Raw genomic sequence first — 18,715 nt, 5'->3', positions numbered from 1 at the left:
GGGGGAGGCGACAGTGCTGCTGGAGGCGCTGCGGGCGGACGCGAGGCTCGCCGAGTGGCTGAGGGACCTGGAGAGCGAGGCCGAGCCCCGGACGGAGGCGGTGCTTCCGGACGCGGACGAGCTGGCGGACATCCTGCTCGACCTGTCCGTGGCCCACGAACACGTCAACGAGTTCGTCGCACTACGCTCCCGGCTCGCCGCGGACCGGGAGGCGATGACGCTGCTCACGCGGTGCGTCGCCCGCTTCGTACGGGACATGGGGGAGATCGGAAAGGGATGGGAGCCGCCCGCGTTCCCCGCCTCGACGGGGTCCCTCGGGCGCTGCTTCCACCTGTACGTCTTCGTCGCGGCGCTCCCGTACGTCCGCGCCTACCACCATGGTCGCGGCATCCCGGACGACGTGTCCCGGCGCACCCTCGCCGACCTCGGCCGGCAGGTGGCGGTGCACAGCAGACGGCTCGGCACGCCGGGTCTGCTGTTCCCCTGGTGGATCGCCCTGCACTTCCACGGTGAGCTGTTCCAGCTGGGCCGGCTGCAGTTCCAGCGGGCCCGGCTCGGGCAGCGCACCGGCCGTGCCGTCGCGGCGGCGGGCCTCGGCTCCGGACCGGGCGATCCCTGCCTGAGCGTGCACATAGCCGACTTCCGCGGACCGCTGTCGCCCGCCGCCTGCGAGCGGTCGCTCGCCCTGGCACGGGAGTTCTTCGCCCGGCACTACCCCGACGAGCGCTACGAGGTGGCGGAGTGCCACTCCTGGCTGCTGGACCCGCAGCTCGGGCGGTACCTGTCGGCGGACTCGAACATCATGCGCTTCCAGGAACGTTTCCGCGGCGCCTACCAGGAGACGACCCCGGACGACGGGGTGCCGGTCGGGTTCGTCTTCGGCGATCCCGAGCTGCCGGTCCGGGACCTGCCGGGACGGAGCGCGGTGGAGCGGGCGGTGGGGGACCACCTGCGGGGCGGCGGGCACTGGTACGTAGGGCACGGCTGGTTCGCGCTGCAAACTCCCTCGAACGGATGAGGGGACGCAGGAACGAGGCGATGAGGGCTGCTCGTTGGACGGGTATGAGCACGGAAATGCGTGAAGGGCACCAGGGGACCGGACCCGGCGCGATCACACCGGACGGCTGACGCGGGAGCGGTTCGAGGAGGCGTCGGGGGAGGCTGGGCTGCGGGTGGAGCGGTATCTGACGGAGGACGGCGTGCGGGTACGGGCGGTGAGGGCCTGAGGCGGCGCCCGCCGCGGGGTGGCAGAGCCGGTGGGCCGGTCGGTCCCGCTCCACGGCGATGAGTTCCGGATACCCGCCCGGTCTATCCCTGCGACAGCACCCCGTACCGCTGCGCACAGGAGACCTCATGTCCGACACCACCGTCCCCGCCACCCCGGCCGCGTCCACCTCCGCCGACCCGTCACGCTCCCGCGTCCCGCGCGCCCGGGGCGCGCGGATCACACTGGGCGCCCTGCAGATCGTGCTCGGTCTCTTCTACGTGTTCGCGAGCGCCCTGCCCAAGCTCATCGCGCACCCGTCGGCGGCCGAGTCCTTCGACAAGCTCGGCTGGGGCAGCACGGGCATGTACCTCATCGGCACGCTGGAACTCGCGGGTGGTGTCGCCCTGTTGATCCCGCTGCTGTCCTCGGTGGCGGCGGTGGCGCTCAGCGCGCTGATGGTCGGCGCCTTCATCGTGAACATCACGGTGCTGCACGGACCGTACGTGGCGACCCCGCTCATCCTGATCCTGCCGCTCGCGCTGATCGCGTGGGCACGCAGGAGTCACAACGCCGAGCTGGTCCGACTGGTACGACGACGGGCGTGACCGCTGCACCACGTCGAGGGCTCCCCGCCGTGGTCGGGGAGCCCTCGACGACGTGAGGGACGGGGACCGGCCACTCGTACGACTTACGTCCGGCGTCCGGCGACTGACGTCCGGCGCCCGGTCGCGGGTAGCCGGCGGCCGTTGCGAGACCGGCCCCGCTCCCCAGGGGGCCGGGACCCGTGACGTCCGGGCGTCAGGGCGCCTCGGGACCGCCGAGGCCCCGGAGGCGTTCCATGTCGCGACGGTCCCGCTTGGTGGGGCGCCCCGCGCCCCGGTCGCGGACACCCGCCGGGGCGACGGCCTCGCGCGGAGGCGGCGGCGGACTGTTGTCCACGAAGCACTCGGCCGCGACGGGCGGCCCGACCCGCTTGCGGATCACGCGCTTCACCACGACGATCCGCTCCCGGCCGTCGTGCCGCAGGCGGACCTCGTCGCCCACGCGCACCGCGTACGCGGGTTTGACGCGCTCGCCGTTCACCCGCACATGACCGCCCCGGCACGCGGTCGCGCCCATCGAGCGGGTCTTGACCAGACGTACCGACCAGATCCAACTGTCGACGCGGACGCTCTCGCCGCCCGCCGGACGCGCGGCCACGGCGGCGGCCGCCGTGTCGCCGGAAGCCGTCGCGCCGTCGTCCGTGTTCTTCTTCTCGTCGTCCCGCTCGACGTCCGCACCCTCAGAAGCCATGCCCCGACTCTAGAAGACGTCGCCCGGCCGGGCCGCATTTCCGTTGGGCGCCCCCTCGGGCGGCGGGGGGCGCTGCCGCCCGGTCGTACGGTGGGTACATGGACAGAGGCCACCCGGGCAGCGGCGATCTCACCGGTTTCACAGGCCGCGGCGGCCTCGAGGGCCCGGCAGGTCGCGTCGGCCCGGCCGATCCCACAGCATCGGCGGACCTGGCCGACCTGGCCGACCTGGCGGAACTGGACGGGCGGATCACCGGGTGCCGGGCCTGTCCGCGGCTGGTGGAGTGGCGTGAGGAGGTGGCCCGCACCAGACGTGCCGCCTTCGCCGACCAGACGTACTGGGGCCGTCCCGTCCCGGGTTTCGGGCCGCCCGACGCGTCCCTGCTGATCGTCGGTCTGGCGCCCGCCGCGCACGGCGCCAACCGGACCGGCCGCATGTTCACGGGCGACCGCTCGGGCGACGTGCTCTACGCGGCGCTGCACGAGGTGGGACTGGCCTCCCAGGGGACGGCCGTGAGCGCGGACGACGGACTGTCCCTGCACGGCGTACGGATCACCTCGCCGGTGCGCTGCGCCCCGCCCGCCAACAAGCCCACCCCCGAGGAGCGGGACACCTGCCGGCCCTGGCTGGTGCGCGAACTGGAACTGCTGCGGCCCTCCCTCCGCGCGGTCGTCATCCTCGGCGCCTTCGGCTGGCAGGCCGCGCTCCCCGCATTCGCCCAGGCGGGCTGGGAGGTGCCGCGCCCCCGCCCGGCGTTCGCGCACGGAACGCGGGTCACCCTCACGTCACCCGGGCGGCTCGACCTCTTCGGATGTTTCCATGTCAGCCAACGGAACACGTTCACCGGACGGCTGACCCCCGCCATGTTGCGGGAGGTGCTGCGCACGGCGGCCTCGGCGGCGGGGCTGGGAACGCCGGACTGACGTATCACACCGGCGACACGCACGACAAAAGTCTCAGCGAGCTCCTGTCGGACCACCCTCAGGCCCAGTGGTTCGCCCACCGCACGTGACAGGCCGCCACCCCCACAGGAGAAAACGCAGATGGACAAGGAGCGCGCTGTGGAACGTCGACGACTCCTGGCCGTCCTGGCCGCCCTGACCGTCGCCACCGGCTGCTCGGCCCACGACAGCGAGGCGGGGCCCTCCCGATCGGCATCCTCGGACGGGGCGCGCCATGCCGTCGAAGCCGATCAGGGGCGGACGGGAATGGAAGATCAAGGGCGTCCGGATCGACTACGACATGGGTCCTGACACCGGATCGGCCCGCCTTCTCGCCGTGGGCGACGCGGGTAGGTCCCTGCACGACACCTTCACTGTTCACACAGGAGAAGGGGGTGTGGCACCTGGCCTTCTTCACGCATCAGCCGAACGGGAAGGGCAAGGAGTCCTCCTCGACCGACAAGCCCGCCTCCTGACACCACCCGAGCAGCCTCCCCGTGCCGTGTTCACGCCGTGGCCCCCGGCGCGGGGAGGCGCAGTTCGGCCCACACCGTCTTGCCGGGGGTGCTTTGGCGCGGGGCGACACCCCAGGTGTCGGCGAGGACGTCGACGAGGAGGAGGCCGCGGCCCGACTCGCCGACTGGGCACGGTGTTCCCCGGTTCGGGAGCTTCTCGGCGCGGGTGTCGGTGACTTCGACCCGGAGCGCGCCTCCGGTCTGCGTGAGGCGGAGACCGACGTCGCGTCCGGGCACGTGACCATGGCGGACGGCGTTCGCGGTGAGCTCCGCCGTGATGAGGGTGACCGTCTCGTTGGCCGGTGAGGCGTAGGGATGGCCCCACGCATGCAGACGGTGGGAGACGAGACGGCGGGCGAGTCGTGCGCCGCGTGGGGTGGAAGTGAATCGCATGGCGAACTCGTGTACGCACGCGAGGCGTTGCGGCATATGCCCTTGTAGGGGAGTTGTGGGCTTCATGACGTCAACGGTCGTGGCGCGTGCGTAGCTTTGAACAGGCATGGCGCGCCGACCGCTGCCGCTTGTACGTGACGGGTCCGCGGTTGTACGTGGAGCGAGGCGTGACCGGCCTTCCCTGCGGCGCGTTGGTCGCGGGAGCGAATGCGGTGGTACGTACGGAGGGTGCCGGACGTGGAGGAGCAGCAGGCCGAGGGGGAGTACGAGTTCGGGACAGGCATCCTGCATGTGTTCGGGCGTCAGCTGAAGCTGTGCCGGGAACGGGCGGGTCTGGACCGGACCGAGTTGGGGGCACGGACGGGGTACTCGGCGTCGACGGTCGCCTCGTTCGAGCAGGGTCGGCGGATTCCCCCGGCGAGATTCATCGACACCGCCGACGAAGTGCTGGACGCGGGCGGCGTGCTGAAAGCGGGGAAGGGGGAGGTGGCTCGGGCGCAGTATCCGGCGTTCTTCAGGGATGCGGCCAGGTTGGAGGCGGAGGCGGTCGAGCTGCATGTGTATGACACGCACCTGGTCAACGGCCTTTTACAGACAGAGGAGTACGCGCGGGCCGTGTTCGCCATGTGGCGGCCTCTGCTGGAGGAGCAGGTCATCGAAGAGCGTGTCCTTGCGCGACTGGCGCGCCAGGAGATCTTTGCGCGTCGTCCGGCGCCGAACCTGAGCTTCGTGATCGAGGAGGCTGTACTCATGCGTCCGCTCGGTGGGGACGCCGTCCGGCGGGGGCAGTTGGAACAGCTCCTGCTGGCCGGAGAGAGGCGAAATGTCGAGGTACAGGTGATGCCGCTCTCCCGCCTGGAACATGCGGGACTGGCCGGCCCGTTTACCTTGATGGAGACCAGGGACGAGCGCAGGATCGCCTACACGGAGGTGCAAGGTGACAGCCGCGTCCACACGGACCGCGGCAAGGTCAGGATGCTTGAGTCCGCGTACGGAATTCTTCGCGCGCAGGCCCTCACCCCGACAGAATCGCTCGCATTGATCGAAAGACTGTTGGGAGAGAGATGAGCGGGGAAGCGGTCGGGCCGGAGAAAGTTGACCTGGCTTGGTTCAAGAGCAGCTACAGCGCCGGTGACGGAGGTCAGTGCGTGGAGGTGGCTGCTGAGATCGGAGTTCTCTACGTCCGCGACTCGAAGCGCAGAACCGGCCCCGCGCTGAGCCTCGCACCCACCGCCTGGACGGAGTTCATAGGCTTCGCGACCGGGATCCGGGAACGCGGCGTCGAATAACCCTTCGAAAAGGCCCCGTTGTCACTGCTACCGTCACCGACGTGGCGAAACTCAATCAGATCATCGCAGTGGAGAAGGGCGTCAAGTCCAAGTCGCATCAGGACCTGACGGCGGCCCATCACGGGCTGCAGAAGCCCGCGTTGCTGGCCGGTATCTCCCGGACCTACCAGCCGAAGGACGAGGAGGGCGAGCAGTTGCCGCCCGAGTCCACGCGGGTGCAGGTGCAGGCCGAGGACGTGCTCCGGGACACCGCGGGGACGCTCACGCGGCTGTTCGATGTGACCGCCACCAAGGACTGGGCCAACTGCGCGGCGCGGGCGGACGTGAAGGTGGACGGCCGGGTGCTCGTCGCCGACGTACCCGTCTCCTACCTGTTGTTCCTGGAGAAGCAGCTCACCGACATCAACACCTTCGTCAGGAAGCTGCCGGTACTCGACGCCTCCGAGTCCTGGGTGCAGGACCCCTCCACCGACGCGTGGAAGACCGAGCCCGTCCGCACCCTGCGCACGAAGAAGGTCCCGCGCAACCATGTGAAGGCCGAGGCCACCGAGAAGCACCCCGCGCAGGTCGAGGTGTACTACGAGGACATCCCCGTCGGGTACTGGACGACCGTGAAGTTCTCCGGCGCCCTGCCCGCCCGGCGCGTGAACGAACTCCTCGACCGCGTCGAGAAGTTGCAGCAGGCCGTCAAGTTCGCCCGCGAGGAGGCGAACGGCGTGGATGTCGTCGACCAGCGCGTCGGGGACTCCGTTTTCGGCTACCTGTTCGGGTAGCCTCTGAATCTCCCCGGCCACGACGCACCACGGCCGGGGCGCGCGAGGAGCGCAAGCTGAACCTGAAGCTTGTCGTGAACGCACGGTTCCAGTGGAGGTTCGAGCCCTCCCCGCGGCACCCAACGGCACTCCCCACAGTGCCCACGCGCCGCGGTAGCCCAAATCGGCAGAGGCAGACCGTGATGAATCTCAGACTCTTGCTCCAGACTCAGCATTCGCCGCCGATCGCCGGATCGACCGGGCCCAGGCCCCAGTACGTCGAGATGCTGGTTCAAGTCCAGCCCGCGCAGCTCGATGCGTGGTGGTCCAAAGGCAGGACGCGGCGACATAACGACTGACCTGGGTCCTCAAGCGTGCCGGCGTGTGACATGGGCGGCATCACAGGGTCCGGGGGCCGGCTACGCCCTCGGACCCGCTTCTCTTTCCCGGGTACGCTCCCCGATCTGTTTCCCGTCACCGCGAGCGGAGTCGCGTTCGTAAAAAACGCCCGGACGGGCGGCGCCCCGCCACCGCGCCGCTCGCGGGCTGAACACCGTCCCTGCGACGGCCCGACGCGGCTGTCGGAGGGATGGCGCGCGAGTCGGTCGAAAGAACTTGGTGATGCGCCGATGAGTTCCGTCCCCGCGTCCGGTCACCACACCGAAGGCACCGTTCGGTAGGAGGGACACATGACGCTTCCGCGGATCGTCTCGCGCGAGGAGTGGCACACCGCGCGCGAGGAACTGCTGGTCAAGGAGAAGGCGGCTACGCGCGCGCGGGACGCGCTGGCGGCGGCGCGGCGCGGCCTGCCCATGGTCGAGATCGACAAGGAGTACGTGTTCGAGAGCGGCGACGGGAAGGCGACGCTGCTCGACCTCTTCGCGGGGCGCCACCAACTCGTGGTCTACCACTTCATGTTCGCCCCGGAGTGGGACGCGGGCTGTCGCAGCTGCTCGGCCTTCCTCGACCAGATCGGGCATCTCGCGCATCTGCGGGCCCGCGGCACCGAGTTCGCCGCCGTCTCCCGGGCGCCGTACACGAAGATCCTGCCGTTCAAGGCCCGTATGGGCTGGACCCTGCCCTGGTACTCGTCCCGCGAGAGCGACTTCACCTACGACTTCCAGGCGTCCTTCGGGGGCGACGAGCCCTACGAGCGGCCGGGGATGAGCTGTTTCCTGCGGGAGCGCGACCGGGTGTTCCACACGTACTCGACGTACGAGCGCGGCCTCGACGGGCTCGGCTCCACGACCACCCTGCTGGATCTCACCGCACTCGGACGGCAGGAGGAGTGGGAGGAGCCCGCGGGACGGGCGTCCGCGCTCGGGGCGCCTGCGGGCAGCGAGCGGATCCGCTACCACGACGAGTACGAGGACTGAGCCGGGGACGAGGACTGAGCCGGGTACGAGATCGGGTCGCGTACGAGAACGGACAGGAAACACGCGTGGAAGGAGAGTTCCCTCACAGCAAGCGGTGAACTCGTGTCGGCTACGTCTCAGTACCGTCACTGGGCGAGCCCTTCACCCCGCCCCTGGCGTTTAACTCTATGAGTCGCTCAACTTTTGAAGTACAGCGCTGCATGGAGGTACAGGGTGAACGGGCGAATGGTGCTGGAGCGCTTTCCCGCCGGCGGACCACGCGGTTCGTGGCCCGCCGAGGAGTTCGCGCACGCGTGCCGCCTGGAGGGTCAGGCCGCGGAGGTCGTCATGGACCTCGCCTCGGACGCGTTCCTGGTGATCGTGCGCGGCGGGGAACTCGTCGAGTAGCGTTCCGCGCCGGATCAACCCGCCTTCGGGGCGGGCAGCTTCGAGGTGAACTGCTCCGCCTGCAGCGAGTACAGCTCGGCGTAGACGCCGCCCGAGGCGAGCAGTTCGTCGGGGCTGCCGGACTCCACGAGACGGCCCTGTTCGAGTACGTGTACAAGATCGGCGTGGCGGACCGAGGCCAGCCGGTGGGTGATGAGGATGACCGTCTGCCCGGTGCCCGCCAGCGCCCGGATCTTCTCGAACACCTCCAGTTCGGCCCGCGCGTCGAGGGCCGCGGTCGGCTCGTCCACGATCAGGATGCGGCCGCGGCGGTACGCGGCCCGCGCGATGCCCAGACGCTGCCACTGCCCGCCCGACAGCTCGTGTCCGCCGCTGAATCCCCGGGCGAGGAGCGTGTCCAGGCCGCGGGGCAGGTCGGCGACCACGTCCTCGGCGCCGGCCTCCGCGACCGACGAGGCGACGCGCTCGTCGGTCAGCGGGGCCGAGGCCCGTCCGACCGCGACGTTGACGCGGGCCGTGAACGGCCACCGCTTGAAGTCCTGGGCCACCATCGCGATGCGCCCGGCCAGTTGCTGCCGGTCGACGGTCACCACGTCGACGTCGTCCCACAGGATCCGGCCCCGCTCGGGCGCGTAGAGGCCCGCGAGCAGTTTCACCAGGGTCGTCTTGCCCGATCCGTTCTCGCCGACGAGCGCCACGATCCTGCCCAGCGGCAGCCGGAGGGTGACATCCACGAGCGCGGGCCGGGTCGACGCGCCCGGATAGGTGAACGTGACGTTCTCGAAGCGGATCTCGCTCGGATCCTCGGGGAGCGGATCGCCGCCCACCGGGATCGCGCGCTCGGCCGCTTCGACGTACAGACGCTGCAGGTCACCTACGAACAGGGCCTCCTCGTGCAGGGAGTTGACCTCGAGGACGAGGGTGTCGAGGCTCGCGGAGCCGGTGCGGATCGCGAGCACGGCCGTCCCCGCCACCGAGAGCGCCATCGCACCGGTGACCAGCAGCGCGCCGAGCGTCGCGTACGTCGCCACCGTGGCCAGCCCCGTCCAGGCCGCCGCGATGAGGCCGGTACGGGCGGAGAGGCGGGCCAGCCGGGCCTGTTCCGCCTCCGCGGTCTCCGACATCGAGCGGAAGTGACGCAGCAGGAACGGGCCGACCCCGTGCACGCGGATCTCCGGAGCCGCCTCGGGCTCGGTCAGCAGGTTGCTGATCAGATGCCCGGCGCGCGCGTGCTGCACCCAGGTGTGGAAGGACTCGTAGCGGCGGCGGGCGATGGTCAGGGAGCTCCAGGCGCTCGGCAGAGTCATCGTCACGAGCAGCGGGAGCAGGGCGGGGTGCAGCACGGTCAGCACGCCCGCGGCCGCGGTCAGGGAGATCATCGCGTTCACGACGCGGGTGGCGATCGCGATCATGCGCCGGGCCGACGAGGCGCCGTACTGCGCGGTGTCCAGAAGTTTGTGGAAGGCGTCGTCCTCGATCGCGGACAGCTCCACGGCCGCGGCGCGTTCCAGATAGAGCTCGGTCGCCACCCGCTCCACCTTGGGTTCCAGACGTCCGGTGGCGTAGGTGGAGGCCGCCCGCAGCAGCGCGGACAGCAGCATCACCACGGCGACCGTGACCAGCGCCGGTAGGGCTCCGCGCAACCGGTCCTGGACCGGGCCGTTCGTCATCAGCCTGCCCAGCACGCTGTTGACGGCCAGCAGGCTCACCGCCTGCGCCGCGCCCCGGGCCAGCTCGGCGACGAGCACGATACGGGCGGCGCGGCGGTCCGCCGTCCAGGCGAGCCGGAAACTGGAGGCGAGCAGCGCCGGCAGCCGGGTCACCATCGCGCGGAAGTTCAACTCCAGGAACGCGTCGGAGTGCTGGGACCATCCCATGTCGTAGCGCAAGGGGCCGCCGAAGAGCAGGTGTTCCGACGCGGAGGGCGCTGTCTTTTCGTGGTCGCGCCTCTTCTTCGGCGCCGCTCGCCGAGCCTCCCCGTGGTCCGGCTCCGACGTCGACCCGGGCTCCGTCCCCGGCGCGCGTCCCCGTGCCGAGTCGGGCGGCTCCTCCTGTGCCGAGTCGGGCGGTGGCTTATGCGCCGAGTCCGGCGGTGGCCTCCGTGCCGAGTCGGGTGATGGCTTCCGCGCGGATTCGGACGGTGCTTCCCGTGCCGAGTCGGGTGGCGCTTCTCCTTCCGCTTTCCGTTCCGCTTCCTGTGCTGCTTCGGGCGCCGATGTGTGCGTCGTCCTCTGCACCGGCTCCCCTGCCGAACTCCCCACCATGGGCCTCCCCCGGGTACGGACGAACGGTGCCCTCCCCAGGAACGCCGCCCTTCACGCACCGCGGCGACGGGGCGCGGGTGGCGACCGGCGCACTTCGGACCCGCCCGGAAGCCCCCGGCCGCGGCGGTCTACACGCTGATCGGGCGCGACCAGACGGGGGTCGTCCCCGTGATCCGGCACAGGGCCAGATAGAGCGGGATCGGAGGGGTGTACGGCAGGGTGCCGTGCGGTCTGTGGATGAGTCCGGGAGCGAGCGGCGCGTCCGGTACGACCGCGCCGGTGGCGTAGTGGGCGGGCGCGGGCCAGTCCAGGGCCACATCGGACTCGGAGGGCACGAGCCACCACCACTGCGCCCTGTCGGCGTACACACAACCCACGCGGGGCAGCCGCGACAGCAGCAGAGGACCGAACGGGGCGGGTACGGCCACCGCGTCGCACCCCAGCGGCACGGCCATTCCCTCGGGTACGGGGAGACGTCTGACGGCTCCGGACGCGGCCCGCGCGCGCTTCAGGCGGACCAGTGTGTCCAGGCCCAGGACCCCAGCGGCGGGTCCTGCGGCTGACGTACCCCTCACAGCCATTCGGTTCCCGTGCACCGGGACGATTCCGTCCCGGTGCCCCACGATGCTTCGGTTCCCGTGCCCCGCGACGATTCGGTCCCGGTGCCCCGCCCTTCGGACGCCGGCTTCTTCGCGGTCCAGCCGAGGTCGGACCGGGCCGATTCGGCGCCCGTCGAGGGGCAGCGTGGAAGGTCCGCCCAGACCAGCAGTCCCGGCCCGGTGTCCTGCGCGCCCCAGGCCCGGCACACGGCCGCGACGAGCGGCAGGCCCCGGCCGTGCTCCTCGTCGGGACGCTGCGGCGAGGGGTGCGGCTCGCCCGGAGCGCGGCCCTCGTCCCGTACGGCTATCCGCACCAGGTCGTCGTTGTCGTGCAGTTCGCACACCACCCGCCGGCTCGCGCTGTGCAGGATGGCATTGGTGACCAGCTCGGACACGACGAGGACAGCCGTGTCACAGGTGTCGTCGGACATGGCCCAGCCGGCGAGCCGGGCACGCGTCAGATGCCGCGCCTGAGCGACGGAAGCCGGGTGTGCGGCCAGCTCGAAGCGGAACCGGCGCCCGCGGGCCGCGCGCGAGCGCAGCCCTGCGATGGCACGGAGACCGGAACGGTCTACGGCGGTGTCTGTTCCTAAAGGCGCGGACGGAGTCACGCCTGCCACTATCGCCCCGCCGTGGACACTTGGCAAGTGTCACTCTGAAAAATGCAGAGTGCCGTGTGACTCCGAGAAGGGCCGTGGCACACTGCAGGCAACAGCACGCCGAGCGGCGCCAGTTGGGATCGTCGAAGAAGACGGACGAAACCCGGGACGGCGCCGCCCGTTCTGTCAGGACTCGGTGTCCGGCCCGGGAGCGGTGTCGCTCGGGGCTCAGTGTCGTTCAGGACTCACAGGACTTCAGTGGAGGTGGGACGTGAGCGAACCGCGGTCCGCGCCGACGGTCGGTCAGGTCGTCCTCGGCCGGCGCCTGCTGGACCTGCGCGAACGCGCGGGCCTCAAGCGTGAGGAGGCCGCGCGCATCCTGCGTGTCGCGCCGGCCACGGTCCGCCGGATGGAGATGGCCGAGGTCTCCCTCAAGATCCCGTACCTCCAGCTGCTGCTGAAGTCGTACGGGATCTCCGACGAGGAGGCCGAGGCCTTCGTCCAACTGGCCGAGGAGGCCAACCGGCCCGGCTGGTGGCAGCGCTTCCACGACATCCTGCCGGGCTGGTTCTCGATGTACGTCAGCCTGGAGGGCGCGGCCACCCTCATCCGGTCGTACGAACCCCACTTCGTCCCCGGCATCCTGCAGACCGAGGAGTACGCCCGAGGTGTCATGAAGTCGGGCGCCGTGGGCCAGACCAGACCCGAGGACATCGAGCGCCACGTGGCGCTGCGTATGCAACGCCAGGATCTGCTCACCCGCGAGGGCGCACCCCGGATCTGGGCCGTGATGGACGAGACGGCCCTGCGCCGCGCCGTCGGCGGCCCCGAGGTGATGCGCGCCCAGGTCGACAGGCTCATCGAGGCCACGAAGCTGCCCAACGTCACCCTCCAGGTCGTCCCGTTCTCCACGGGGCCGCACCCCGGCACGTACGGGCCCTTCGTGCTGTTTCGTTTTGCCATGCCGGAGCTCCCGGACATGGTCTACAGCGAGTACCTGACCGGCGCCGTCTATCTGGACGGGCGTTCCGAGGTGGCGACCCACCTCGAGGTCATGGACCGCATGGCGGCTCAGGCCGCGACGGCACATCGTACGAAGGAGATCCTCGTGGATCTCCGCAAGGAGTTGTGAATGGACAACATCAAGCAGCGGATGCGCAACGAGCGGATCTACAACGGAATGCCGGCCCGTGAACTCGGCAGCGAGGGCTGGCACAAGCCCTGGAGCGGAGGCAACGGCGGCAACTGCCTGGAAGCGATGAAACTCGCCGACGGGCGGATCGCGGTGCGCCAGTCGGCGGACCCGGACGGACCCGCACTGATCTACACGCCCGGCGAGATGACCGCGTTCATCCAGGGGGCCAAGGAAGGGGTGGCGGACTTCCTTCTCTCCTGACCCCCTTGCCCTCCTCCTGAACTCTGTTGAATGCAGTTGAACCCCCCTAAGACAGTGTCGAATTGACCACAATTGACCACCCATCGAGATAGGGAAGAACCCGGAGGCCCGACGCGGACTCGGAGACCCGATACCGACTCGGAGGCCCGATACGGACTCGGAGGCATGACGCGGACCCGGAGGCATGACGGTGCGGGGCGTGGCCGTCGCCGGTGACGGCGGACTGGTCAACCCGGTGGCAGCGCCTCGCACAACGCCTCCAAGGCCGCCCCGTACGCGTGTTCCGAGGGCGTCGCGTACCCCACCACCAGCCCGTCCGGCACGGGCGTCGTCGCCCGCGGGTGCCGGAACTCGGCGAGTCCGTCCAGCGCGACGCCCTGCCACGTCGCGGCCTTGACCGCCGACCGCTCGGTCCCGGGCGGCAGTCCCAGTACCGCGTGCAGTCCGGCCGCGATCCCGGTGACGTCGATGTGCGGCGCCCGCTCGGCGAGCGCCGCGACGAGCCGGTCGCGCCGTTTCCGGTACCGCTGCCGCATACGGCGCACATGGCGGTCGTACGACCCCGAGGCGAGGAAGTCCGCGAGCGCCAGCTGGTCCGGGGCGCTCGCCCAGGCCTCCCGCTCACCCTTGGCCGCGAGGACGGCGTCGACGTACCGCTCCGGAAGGACCATCCAGCCCAGCCGCAGCGCGGGCGACAGGCTCTTGCTGACCGAGCCGATGTGGACGACCCGCTCCGGGTCCATTCCCTGCAGGGCGCCGACGGGCTTGCGGTCGTAGCGGAACTCCCCGTCGTAGTCGTCCTCCAGGATCAGCCCGCCGCGCGCGCGTGCCCAGTCGACCACCGCGGCCCGCCGCGCCGGATGCAGCGGGCCGCCGGTCGGGAACTGGTGCGCGGGCGTGAGCAGTACGGCCCGCTCCCGGTCCAGTCCGTCCACCTGGGCGCCGTCCTCGTCCAGGGGCAGCGGCACGGTCCGTACGGACGCGGCGGTCAGCAACTCACGGTGGAAGCCGAGACCGTACGACTCGACGGCCACCGGCCCCCGCAGGACCTGAGGGAACAGCAGCCGCAGAGCGTGCGCGAACCCGGAGCAGATCACGATCCGCCCCGGTTCGGCGCGTACGCCGCGGGTCCGTGTCAGGTACTCGGCGAGGGCCTCGCGCAGCTCGCGCCGCCCCGCCGGATCACCCGGCCCGAAGGCCTCGTTGGGTGCCTGCTGGAGGGCCCGGCGGTACGAGGCGAGCCAGGCGGACCGCGGGAACGACGACGCGTCGGGCGTGCCCTGCCGCAGATCGTGCCGGGGGCCCCGGGCGGGCGCGGGCGCCTTCTTCGGTACCCGCGCGGCGGCGCCCGGCGGTGCGGTGTTCCCCCACTGCCTCAAGGGCGTGGCGACCCGGGTGCCCGAGCCCTGGCGGGCGGTCAGCCAGCCCTCGGCTACGAGTTCGGCGTACGCGTCGGCGACCGTGTTGCGCGCCATGCCCAGATCGGCGGCGAGCGAGCGGTACGGCGGCAGCCGCGTGCCCGGCGCCAGCCTTCCGCCGCGCACGGCGTCGCGCAGCGCCCGGATCAGGGCGGCCCGGCGGCCGCCCGGCCCGGACAGCTCCAAGTGCAGGTCCGCGCCGATCCGTTCCGCAGAATTGACCCATGTTTCCGCCATCGAAATGAACCCTACAACGGGTCTTTCCGCCCTCTAGATTCATGGTCATGACGACGAACACGAAGGCGAACACGAAGGCGAACACGGGCCCGAGCGCGGGCACGAACACGGGCACGAACACCGGCTCGGAGCGTGCGGCGGGCGTCCCCGCGGGATCGGCGCCCGCGCCCGCCGTCGCCGGGCGTCCCCGCCTCGACCTCGCGAAGTCCGCCCCGAAGGTCTTCCGGGCCCTGATCGGCTTCGACGCGGCGGCCCGGGAGGGACTCGATCCCGCCCTCGTCGAACTGATCCAGATCCGTTCCTCGCATCTCAACCACTGCGCGTACTGCCTCCACATGCACACCAACGACGCCCGCAAGGCCGGTGAGAGCGAGGACCGGCTGCACATGGTCCCGGTGTGGCGCGAGGCCCGCCACTTCTTCACCGAACGGGAGTGCGCCGCCCTCGCCCTCACCGAGGCGGTCACCCTGGTCGCCGACGGCGGTGTCCCGGACGACGTCTACGCACGGGCCGCCGCGGTCTTCGACGACCAGGAACTGGCCCACGTCCTCGCCCTGATCCTCACGATCAACACCTGGAACCGGGTCGCGCTGTCGACGGCGAAGATCGCGGGGACGGACACCCGCTGAGGGGAGGCCCGGGGGCCGTCGCGGGAACCGGGTGCGGCCGGGAGGGCGCCCTGTGCCGTCGTCCGCCGGTCACACGGACCCGGCCCCCGGTCGGTACGGACCCGCCCGCAGTCGGTACGGACCCGCCCCCGGTCGTACGGACCCGCCTACGCCGTCATGGGGCGGTCGTACGGGCCGATCGGCGCCGGCAGATTGGAGGCTCCCGTCAGTGCGCGGTCCACCGCGGCCGCCACCGCGCGGCCCTCGGCGATGGCCCACACGATGAGGGACTGGCCACGGGCCGCGTCCCCGGCGACGTACACCCGCGGAACATTGGTCGCGAAACCGGCGTCCCGGGTGATCGTGCCGCGCGTGTCGAGGGCCAGACCGAGCTGGTCGATCAGACCGTCGTGCCGGTCCGGGCCCGAGAAGCCGAGGGCGAGCAGCACGAGGTCGGCCGGGAGGGTCCGGCCGGAACCCGGGACGGGGCGGCGGCCCGCGTCCACCTCGACCAGGTGCAGCGAGCGCACCCGTCCCCGGGCGTCCCCGGTGAAGTGGAGCGTGGACGCGGCGAAGACACGCGCGTCCGCGTGCGCCGTCGGCGCCGTCTCCAGGTCCCGGGCCTCCTCGTGCGCGGCCGAGAGCCGGTAGATCTTCGGATAGGTGGGCCACGGCTCGATGTCGTGGTCGCGCTCGTCCTCCGGCTGCGGATAGATGTCGAGTTGGGTCACGGACGCCGCGCCCTCACGTACCGCCGTCCCCAGACAGTCCGCTCCCGTGTCGCCGCCGCCGACGATGACGACGTGCTTGCCGGCCGCGGACAGCGGCGAGACCTCCAGATCGCCCTCGCACACCCGGTCGGCGAACGGCAGATACTCCATCGCCTGATGGATGCCGCTCAACTCCCTTCCTGACACGTCCAGTTCGCGCCAGGCCGTGGCTCCCGTGGCGAGCACCACGGCGTCGTAGCGGGTCCGCAGCTCCGACGCCGTGAGGTCCCGCCCGATCGTCGTCGAGGTACGGAACTTGGTTCCCTCCGCGCGCATCTGCTCGAGGCGTCTGTCCAGGTGGCGCTTCTCCATCTTGAACGCGGGGATGCCGTACCGCAGCAGGCCGCCGATCCGGTCGGCCCGCTCGTAGACGGCGACGGTGTGACCGGCCCGGGTCAACTGCTGGGCGGCGGCGAGCCCGGTGGGCCCCGATCCGACCACCGCGACCGTCCGCCCGGAGAGCCGCTCCGGCGGGCTCGGTGGCGTGAAGCCGTCCGCCCAGGCACGGTCGGCGATGGCCACCTCGACGTTCTTGATGGTCACCGCGGGCTGGTTGATCGCGAGGACACAGCCCGACTCGCACGGCGCGGGGCACAACCGCCCGGTGAACTCGGGGAAGTTGTTCGTCGCGTGCAGCCGGTCGCTCGCCGCACGCCAGTCGTCGCGGGAGACGAGGTCGTTCCACTCGGGGATCAGGTTGCCGAGCGGACAGGCTTCGTGACAGAAGGGGACGCCGCAGTCCATGCAGCGGTCGGCCTGGCTCCTGATGATCGGCAGCAGCGCGCCGGGGACGTACACCTCGTTCCAGTCCCGCACCCGTTCCTCGACGGGCCGGCGCGGGTACTCCTCGCGCGGAGTGGTCATGAATCCCTTGGGATCGGCCATGGCCGTCCCCCTTGCGTGCGCGTACCGTCACGGAGCCGCACGGGCGTCGGACACCTTCGGCCACGCTCTTCGGGCGGCACCCCTCTCCCGCCACGATACGACGCCTTACCTGGCCCTGCCGCTCAGGTGACGACCGGCCCGCCCCCCGGACGGAGCCCGCCGCGCGCCACGGGCGAGAGCGCCCCCGTGTGCTCAGGGTGTGAGCGCCCCGTCACCCTCGCGTGCTCAGGTGAGGGCCAGCGTGTACGAGATCGCCGCGGCGGCCGACGCGACCGCGCGCACGTGGTTCCATCTCGTCCACCCGCGTACGTACGAGCGCCAGTGCACGGCGGCCTCCGGGCTGCCCGGGTCCAACCGCAGGAGCGCGTCGTTGCGCGGGACGTTCGCGACGACCGTCACCCCGAACGACCCGAACAGATACAGAGCGCTGCCGAGCAGCAGCTCCACCGTCCCGTCCTCGGGCAGCAGCACGAAGGTGACCACGCCGAGCACGGCGCACAGCCCGGCCGACCCGACGAACAGCAGCATGAACGCCGGTCGGACCGCGGCCGTGTTGATCGCGTTCATCGCCGCCACACCCTGTGCGGGCGGCAGCGCGGCCAGCCCCCGCATCACGAAGGCCGAGAACCCGTAGAACACCCCCGCCACCGACCCGCAGCCGAGCACCCCCAGCACCGTCAGCACGAGATACGGCCCATCGATCATGACAACCCCCGTGTCGTCGTTCCCCGAAGCCAAAGATCCTGCACGGCGCCCCCCGGTCCCCACAAGTGAAATCCCTCGCGGCGACCGCGACCATGGCCGAGGTGCCCGGACCCATGCGCGAGCGTCCACGAGCCGTCCACGAGCAGGTCACCGCCGCCACCCACGCCCCCTTCGCACGCCGCCTCGCACGCTGTCGCGCATGGGGTGGCGCGCATGGTGGCGCGCACGCGGCTGAGGTCACCCGTCACGCGCCCGCCGTCAGTTCGTCGCGCCACCCCTGGAGCCGAGCCTCCACGGCGGGCGCGATCCGCCGCCGCGCCTCGTGCCGCGGCACGCCACTCATCAGCAGCTGGTCGTACGGCGTGTCGACGTGCCGTACGGACGCCCGGACCGCGGAGGCCACCGCCCCCTCGGACAGCGCGCGGCCCACCGCACTGCGCCCCACCCTTCCGCTCCCACGTACCGAGGCGTACGTGGCGATCTCCCGCGCCCGCTCGGCCGGACAGCCGGGGAACAGCCGGCGTATCTCCCCCCCGAACGCGTCCGTGAACCGCTGGTCCTCGGCCTCCCTGCGCCGCGCGTCCCGCGCACGCCGCCGCCGTCGCGCCTCGGCGTCCTCCAGGCACCACTCCTCGGCCCGGGCGAGCGCCGTCTCCTCGACGAGCACGCCTTGCCGCTCGTACCGGCTCTGTCGCCGGTTGAACCGCACCACCACCGCCGACAGCACGCTGCCTTCCCGTGATCTGCGGGTCAGCGCGGTGTCACCGCGCGGCAGGAACACCAGATGCCCCAGGTCCGCGCAGTCCACGCAGCGCGGCGATCCCTCCTCCAGCACCAGCAGTGCCAGCGGTCCGGTCCGGCACTCGGCACAGTGCCGTTTCCTGAGCGGCTGGATGACGAGAAGTCCGCCGCGGGACGCGGGAGTCGCGATCGGTGCCATATGCAGTTCATTCCCCGGCCCGGCCCGGGACCCACGCCACGGCCGGTCGTCTCTCCCGCAGGCCCGCGGCCCCGGCCCGCCCCGGGGCCGCCGTCCGGTCCGCCTCCCCGGGCCGCGGAGCGCGATGCCCGGGCGCGGCAT

Annotated in this window: 20 protein-coding genes and 1 pseudogene; 12 read left to right on the top strand and 9 right to left on the bottom strand. The window is 71.4% G+C overall.

From position 1 onward, the window contains the following. Positions 1-13 precede the first annotated feature (13 nt). From ABZV34_RS18305 to ABZV34_RS18295, 3 genes and pseudogenes are all read left to right on the top strand, one after another. Positions 14-1,018: an acyltransferase domain-containing protein gene (locus tag ABZV34_RS18305; protein ID WP_356277141.1), complete on the top strand. Its 1,005-nt coding sequence runs from the start codon at positions 14-16 to the stop codon at positions 1,016-1,018. 106 nt (positions 1,019-1,124) lie between these two features. Beyond that, positions 1,125-1,226: pseudogene (locus ABZV34_RS18300) on the top strand (SAM-dependent methyltransferase); the annotation flags it as partial. 127 nt (positions 1,227-1,353) lie between these two features. Next, positions 1,354-1,812 (top strand): DoxX family protein, encoded by a 459-nt coding sequence (locus ABZV34_RS18295; protein WP_356277138.1) that lies wholly within the window; start codon positions 1,354-1,356, stop codon positions 1,810-1,812. 193 nt (positions 1,813-2,005) lie between these two features. Here the strand turns inward: ABZV34_RS18295 and ABZV34_RS18290 are convergent, their stop codons facing one another. Beyond that, positions 2,006-2,500, bottom strand: a complete 495-nt coding sequence (locus ABZV34_RS18290) for an RNA-binding S4 domain-containing protein (RefSeq protein ID WP_356277136.1) — start codon at positions 2,498-2,500, stop codon at positions 2,006-2,008. A 209-nt stretch (positions 2,501-2,709) separates the two neighbouring features. Between ABZV34_RS18290 and ABZV34_RS18285 the strand changes: the two genes are divergently transcribed. Continuing rightward, the gene (locus tag ABZV34_RS18285) at positions 2,710-3,423 is read left to right on the top strand and encodes a uracil-DNA glycosylase (protein WP_356277336.1); all 714 of its coding nucleotides are present in this window, start codon (positions 2,710-2,712) and stop codon (positions 3,421-3,423) included. A gap of 524 nt (positions 3,424-3,947) precedes the next feature. Here ABZV34_RS18285 and ABZV34_RS18280 read toward each other — a convergent pair. Further along, positions 3,948-4,349 (bottom strand): ATP-binding protein, encoded by a 402-nt coding sequence (locus ABZV34_RS18280; protein ID WP_356277133.1) that lies wholly within the window; start codon positions 4,347-4,349, stop codon positions 3,948-3,950. 237 nt (positions 4,350-4,586) lie between these two features. On the opposite strand from ABZV34_RS18280, the gene ABZV34_RS18275 reads away from it, so the two are divergent. The 5 genes from ABZV34_RS18275 (at position 4,587) to ABZV34_RS18255 (ending at position 8,153) form a co-directional block, all read left to right on the top strand. Next, entirely contained in the window at positions 4,587-5,417 is an 831-nt protein-coding gene (locus ABZV34_RS18275; protein ID WP_356277130.1) for a helix-turn-helix transcriptional regulator, read from the top strand. Continuing rightward, the gene (locus tag ABZV34_RS18270; protein WP_356277127.1) at positions 5,414-5,638 is read left to right on the top strand and encodes a DUF397 domain-containing protein; all 225 of its coding nucleotides are present in this window, start codon (positions 5,414-5,416) and stop codon (positions 5,636-5,638) included. Before ABZV34_RS18275 ends, ABZV34_RS18270 begins: the two co-directional genes overlap by 4 nt. A 41-nt stretch (positions 5,639-5,679) precedes the next feature. After that, positions 5,680-6,411 carry a hypothetical protein gene (locus ABZV34_RS18265; RefSeq protein ID WP_153291175.1) on the top strand — a complete coding sequence of 244 codons (732 nt, stop codon included), beginning with the start codon at positions 5,680-5,682 and terminating at the stop codon, positions 6,409-6,411. 668 nt (positions 6,412-7,079) lie between these two features. Then, on the top strand, positions 7,080-7,766 hold the full coding sequence (locus ABZV34_RS18260) for a DUF899 domain-containing protein (RefSeq protein ID WP_356277124.1): 687 nt from the start codon (positions 7,080-7,082) through the stop codon (positions 7,764-7,766). A 213-nt stretch (positions 7,767-7,979) separates the two neighbouring features. Then, positions 7,980-8,153, top strand: coding sequence for a hypothetical protein (locus tag ABZV34_RS18255; protein ID WP_153291178.1), 174 nt, complete (start codon positions 7,980-7,982; stop codon positions 8,151-8,153). Between the two features lie 14 nt (positions 8,154-8,167). Here ABZV34_RS18255 and ABZV34_RS18250 read toward each other — a convergent pair whose 3' ends face one another. The 3 genes from ABZV34_RS18250 to ABZV34_RS18240 all read right to left on the bottom strand — a co-directional run bounded on the left by ABZV34_RS18250 (position 8,168) and on the right by ABZV34_RS18240 (position 11,636). Then, positions 8,168-10,030, bottom strand: a complete 1,863-nt coding sequence (locus ABZV34_RS18250; RefSeq protein ID WP_356277121.1) for an ABC transporter ATP-binding protein — start codon at positions 10,028-10,030, stop codon at positions 8,168-8,170. Between the two features lie 515 nt (positions 10,031-10,545). Continuing rightward, complete coding sequence (locus ABZV34_RS18245) at positions 10,546-10,998, bottom strand: hypothetical protein (protein ID WP_356277118.1); 453 nt, start codon at positions 10,996-10,998, stop codon at positions 10,546-10,548. Further along, positions 10,989-11,636 carry an ATP-binding protein gene (locus ABZV34_RS18240; RefSeq protein ID WP_356277115.1) on the bottom strand — a complete coding sequence of 216 codons (648 nt, stop codon included), beginning with the start codon at positions 11,634-11,636 and terminating at the stop codon, positions 10,989-10,991. Before ABZV34_RS18240 ends, ABZV34_RS18245 begins: the two co-directional genes overlap by 10 nt. Before the next feature lie 250 nt (positions 11,637-11,886). On the opposite strand from ABZV34_RS18240, the gene ABZV34_RS18235 reads away from it, so the two are divergent. Beyond that, on the top strand, positions 11,887-12,747 hold the full coding sequence (locus ABZV34_RS18235) for a helix-turn-helix transcriptional regulator (protein WP_356277112.1): 861 nt from the start codon (positions 11,887-11,889) through the stop codon (positions 12,745-12,747). Further along, the gene (locus ABZV34_RS18230) at positions 12,748-13,011 is read left to right on the top strand and encodes a DUF397 domain-containing protein (protein ID WP_148013473.1); all 264 of its coding nucleotides are present in this window, start codon (positions 12,748-12,750) and stop codon (positions 13,009-13,011) included. Between the two features lie 227 nt (positions 13,012-13,238). On the opposite strand, the gene ABZV34_RS18225 is transcribed toward ABZV34_RS18230, so the two are convergent. Beyond that, positions 13,239-14,666 (bottom strand): PLP-dependent aminotransferase family protein, encoded by a 1,428-nt coding sequence (locus ABZV34_RS18225; RefSeq protein WP_356277109.1) that lies wholly within the window; start codon positions 14,664-14,666, stop codon positions 13,239-13,241. A 47-nt stretch (positions 14,667-14,713) separates the two neighbouring features. Here ABZV34_RS18225 and ABZV34_RS18220 point away from each other — a divergent pair, with 47 nt between their 5' ends. Continuing rightward, entirely contained in the window at positions 14,714-15,295 is a 582-nt protein-coding gene (locus ABZV34_RS18220; RefSeq protein ID WP_356277106.1) for a carboxymuconolactone decarboxylase family protein, read from the top strand. A 146-nt stretch (positions 15,296-15,441) separates the two neighbouring features. Here ABZV34_RS18220 and ABZV34_RS18215 read toward each other — a convergent pair whose 3' ends face one another. The 3 genes from ABZV34_RS18215 to ABZV34_RS18205 form a co-directional block, all read right to left on the bottom strand. After that, positions 15,442-16,929, bottom strand: a complete 1,488-nt coding sequence (locus ABZV34_RS18215) for a glutamate synthase subunit beta (RefSeq protein WP_356277103.1) — start codon at positions 16,927-16,929, stop codon at positions 15,442-15,444. A 225-nt stretch (positions 16,930-17,154) separates the two neighbouring features. Further along, complete coding sequence (locus ABZV34_RS18210; protein ID WP_356277100.1) at positions 17,155-17,634, bottom strand: anthrone oxygenase family protein; 480 nt, start codon at positions 17,632-17,634, stop codon at positions 17,155-17,157. A 244-nt stretch (positions 17,635-17,878) separates the two neighbouring features. Beyond that, positions 17,879-18,574 (bottom strand): DUF2293 domain-containing protein, encoded by a 696-nt coding sequence (locus ABZV34_RS18205; RefSeq protein WP_356277097.1) that lies wholly within the window; start codon positions 18,572-18,574, stop codon positions 17,879-17,881. Between the last annotated feature and the right edge of the window lie 141 nt (positions 18,575-18,715).

This window comes from Streptomyces sp. NPDC005195, assembly GCF_040608315.1.
GTDB classification, from domain to species: domain Bacteria; phylum Actinomycetota; class Actinomycetes; order Streptomycetales; family Streptomycetaceae; genus Streptomyces; species Streptomyces kaempferi.
The sequence above is the reverse complement of the archived record's forward strand: the minus strand, read 5'-3'. Positions and strand labels throughout refer to the sequence as shown.

Bases quoted from the DNA above. Each gene is read 5' to 3' on its own strand.
- ABZV34_RS18210 (WP_356277100.1), bottom strand. From the start codon at position 17,634: ATGATCGATGGGCCGTATCTCGTGCTGACGGTGCTGGGGGTGCTCGGC.
- ABZV34_RS18220 (WP_356277106.1), top strand. From the start codon at position 14,714: ATGACGACGAACACGAAGGCGAACACGAAGGCGAACACGGGCCCGAGC.
- ABZV34_RS18290 (WP_356277136.1), bottom strand. From the start codon at position 2,500: ATGGCTTCTGAGGGTGCGGACGTCGAGCGGGACGACGAGAAGAAGAAC.
- ABZV34_RS18215 (WP_356277103.1), bottom strand. From the start codon at position 16,929: ATGGCCGATCCCAAGGGATTCATGACCACTCCGCGCGAGGAGTACCCG.
- ABZV34_RS18230 (WP_148013473.1), top strand. From the start codon at position 12,748: ATGGACAACATCAAGCAGCGGATGCGCAACGAGCGGATCTACAACGGA.
- ABZV34_RS18225 (WP_356277109.1), bottom strand. From the start codon at position 14,666: ATGGCGGAAACATGGGTCAATTCTGCGGAACGGATCGGCGCGGACCTG.
- ABZV34_RS18270 (WP_356277127.1), top strand. From the start codon at position 5,414: ATGAGCGGGGAAGCGGTCGGGCCGGAGAAAGTTGACCTGGCTTGGTTC.
- ABZV34_RS18295 (WP_356277138.1), top strand. From the start codon at position 1,354: ATGTCCGACACCACCGTCCCCGCCACCCCGGCCGCGTCCACCTCCGCC.
- ABZV34_RS18280 (WP_356277133.1), bottom strand. From the start codon at position 4,349: ATGCGATTCACTTCCACCCCACGCGGCGCACGACTCGCCCGCCGTCTC.
- ABZV34_RS18250 (WP_356277121.1), bottom strand. From the start codon at position 10,030: ATGGGATGGTCCCAGCACTCCGACGCGTTCCTGGAGTTGAACTTCCGC.
- ABZV34_RS18260 (WP_356277124.1), top strand. From the start codon at position 7,080: ATGACGCTTCCGCGGATCGTCTCGCGCGAGGAGTGGCACACCGCGCGC.
- ABZV34_RS18245 (WP_356277118.1), bottom strand. From the start codon at position 10,998: ATGGCTGTGAGGGGTACGTCAGCCGCAGGACCCGCCGCTGGGGTCCTG.
- ABZV34_RS18205 (WP_356277097.1), bottom strand. From the start codon at position 18,574: ATGGCACCGATCGCGACTCCCGCGTCCCGCGGCGGACTTCTCGTCATC.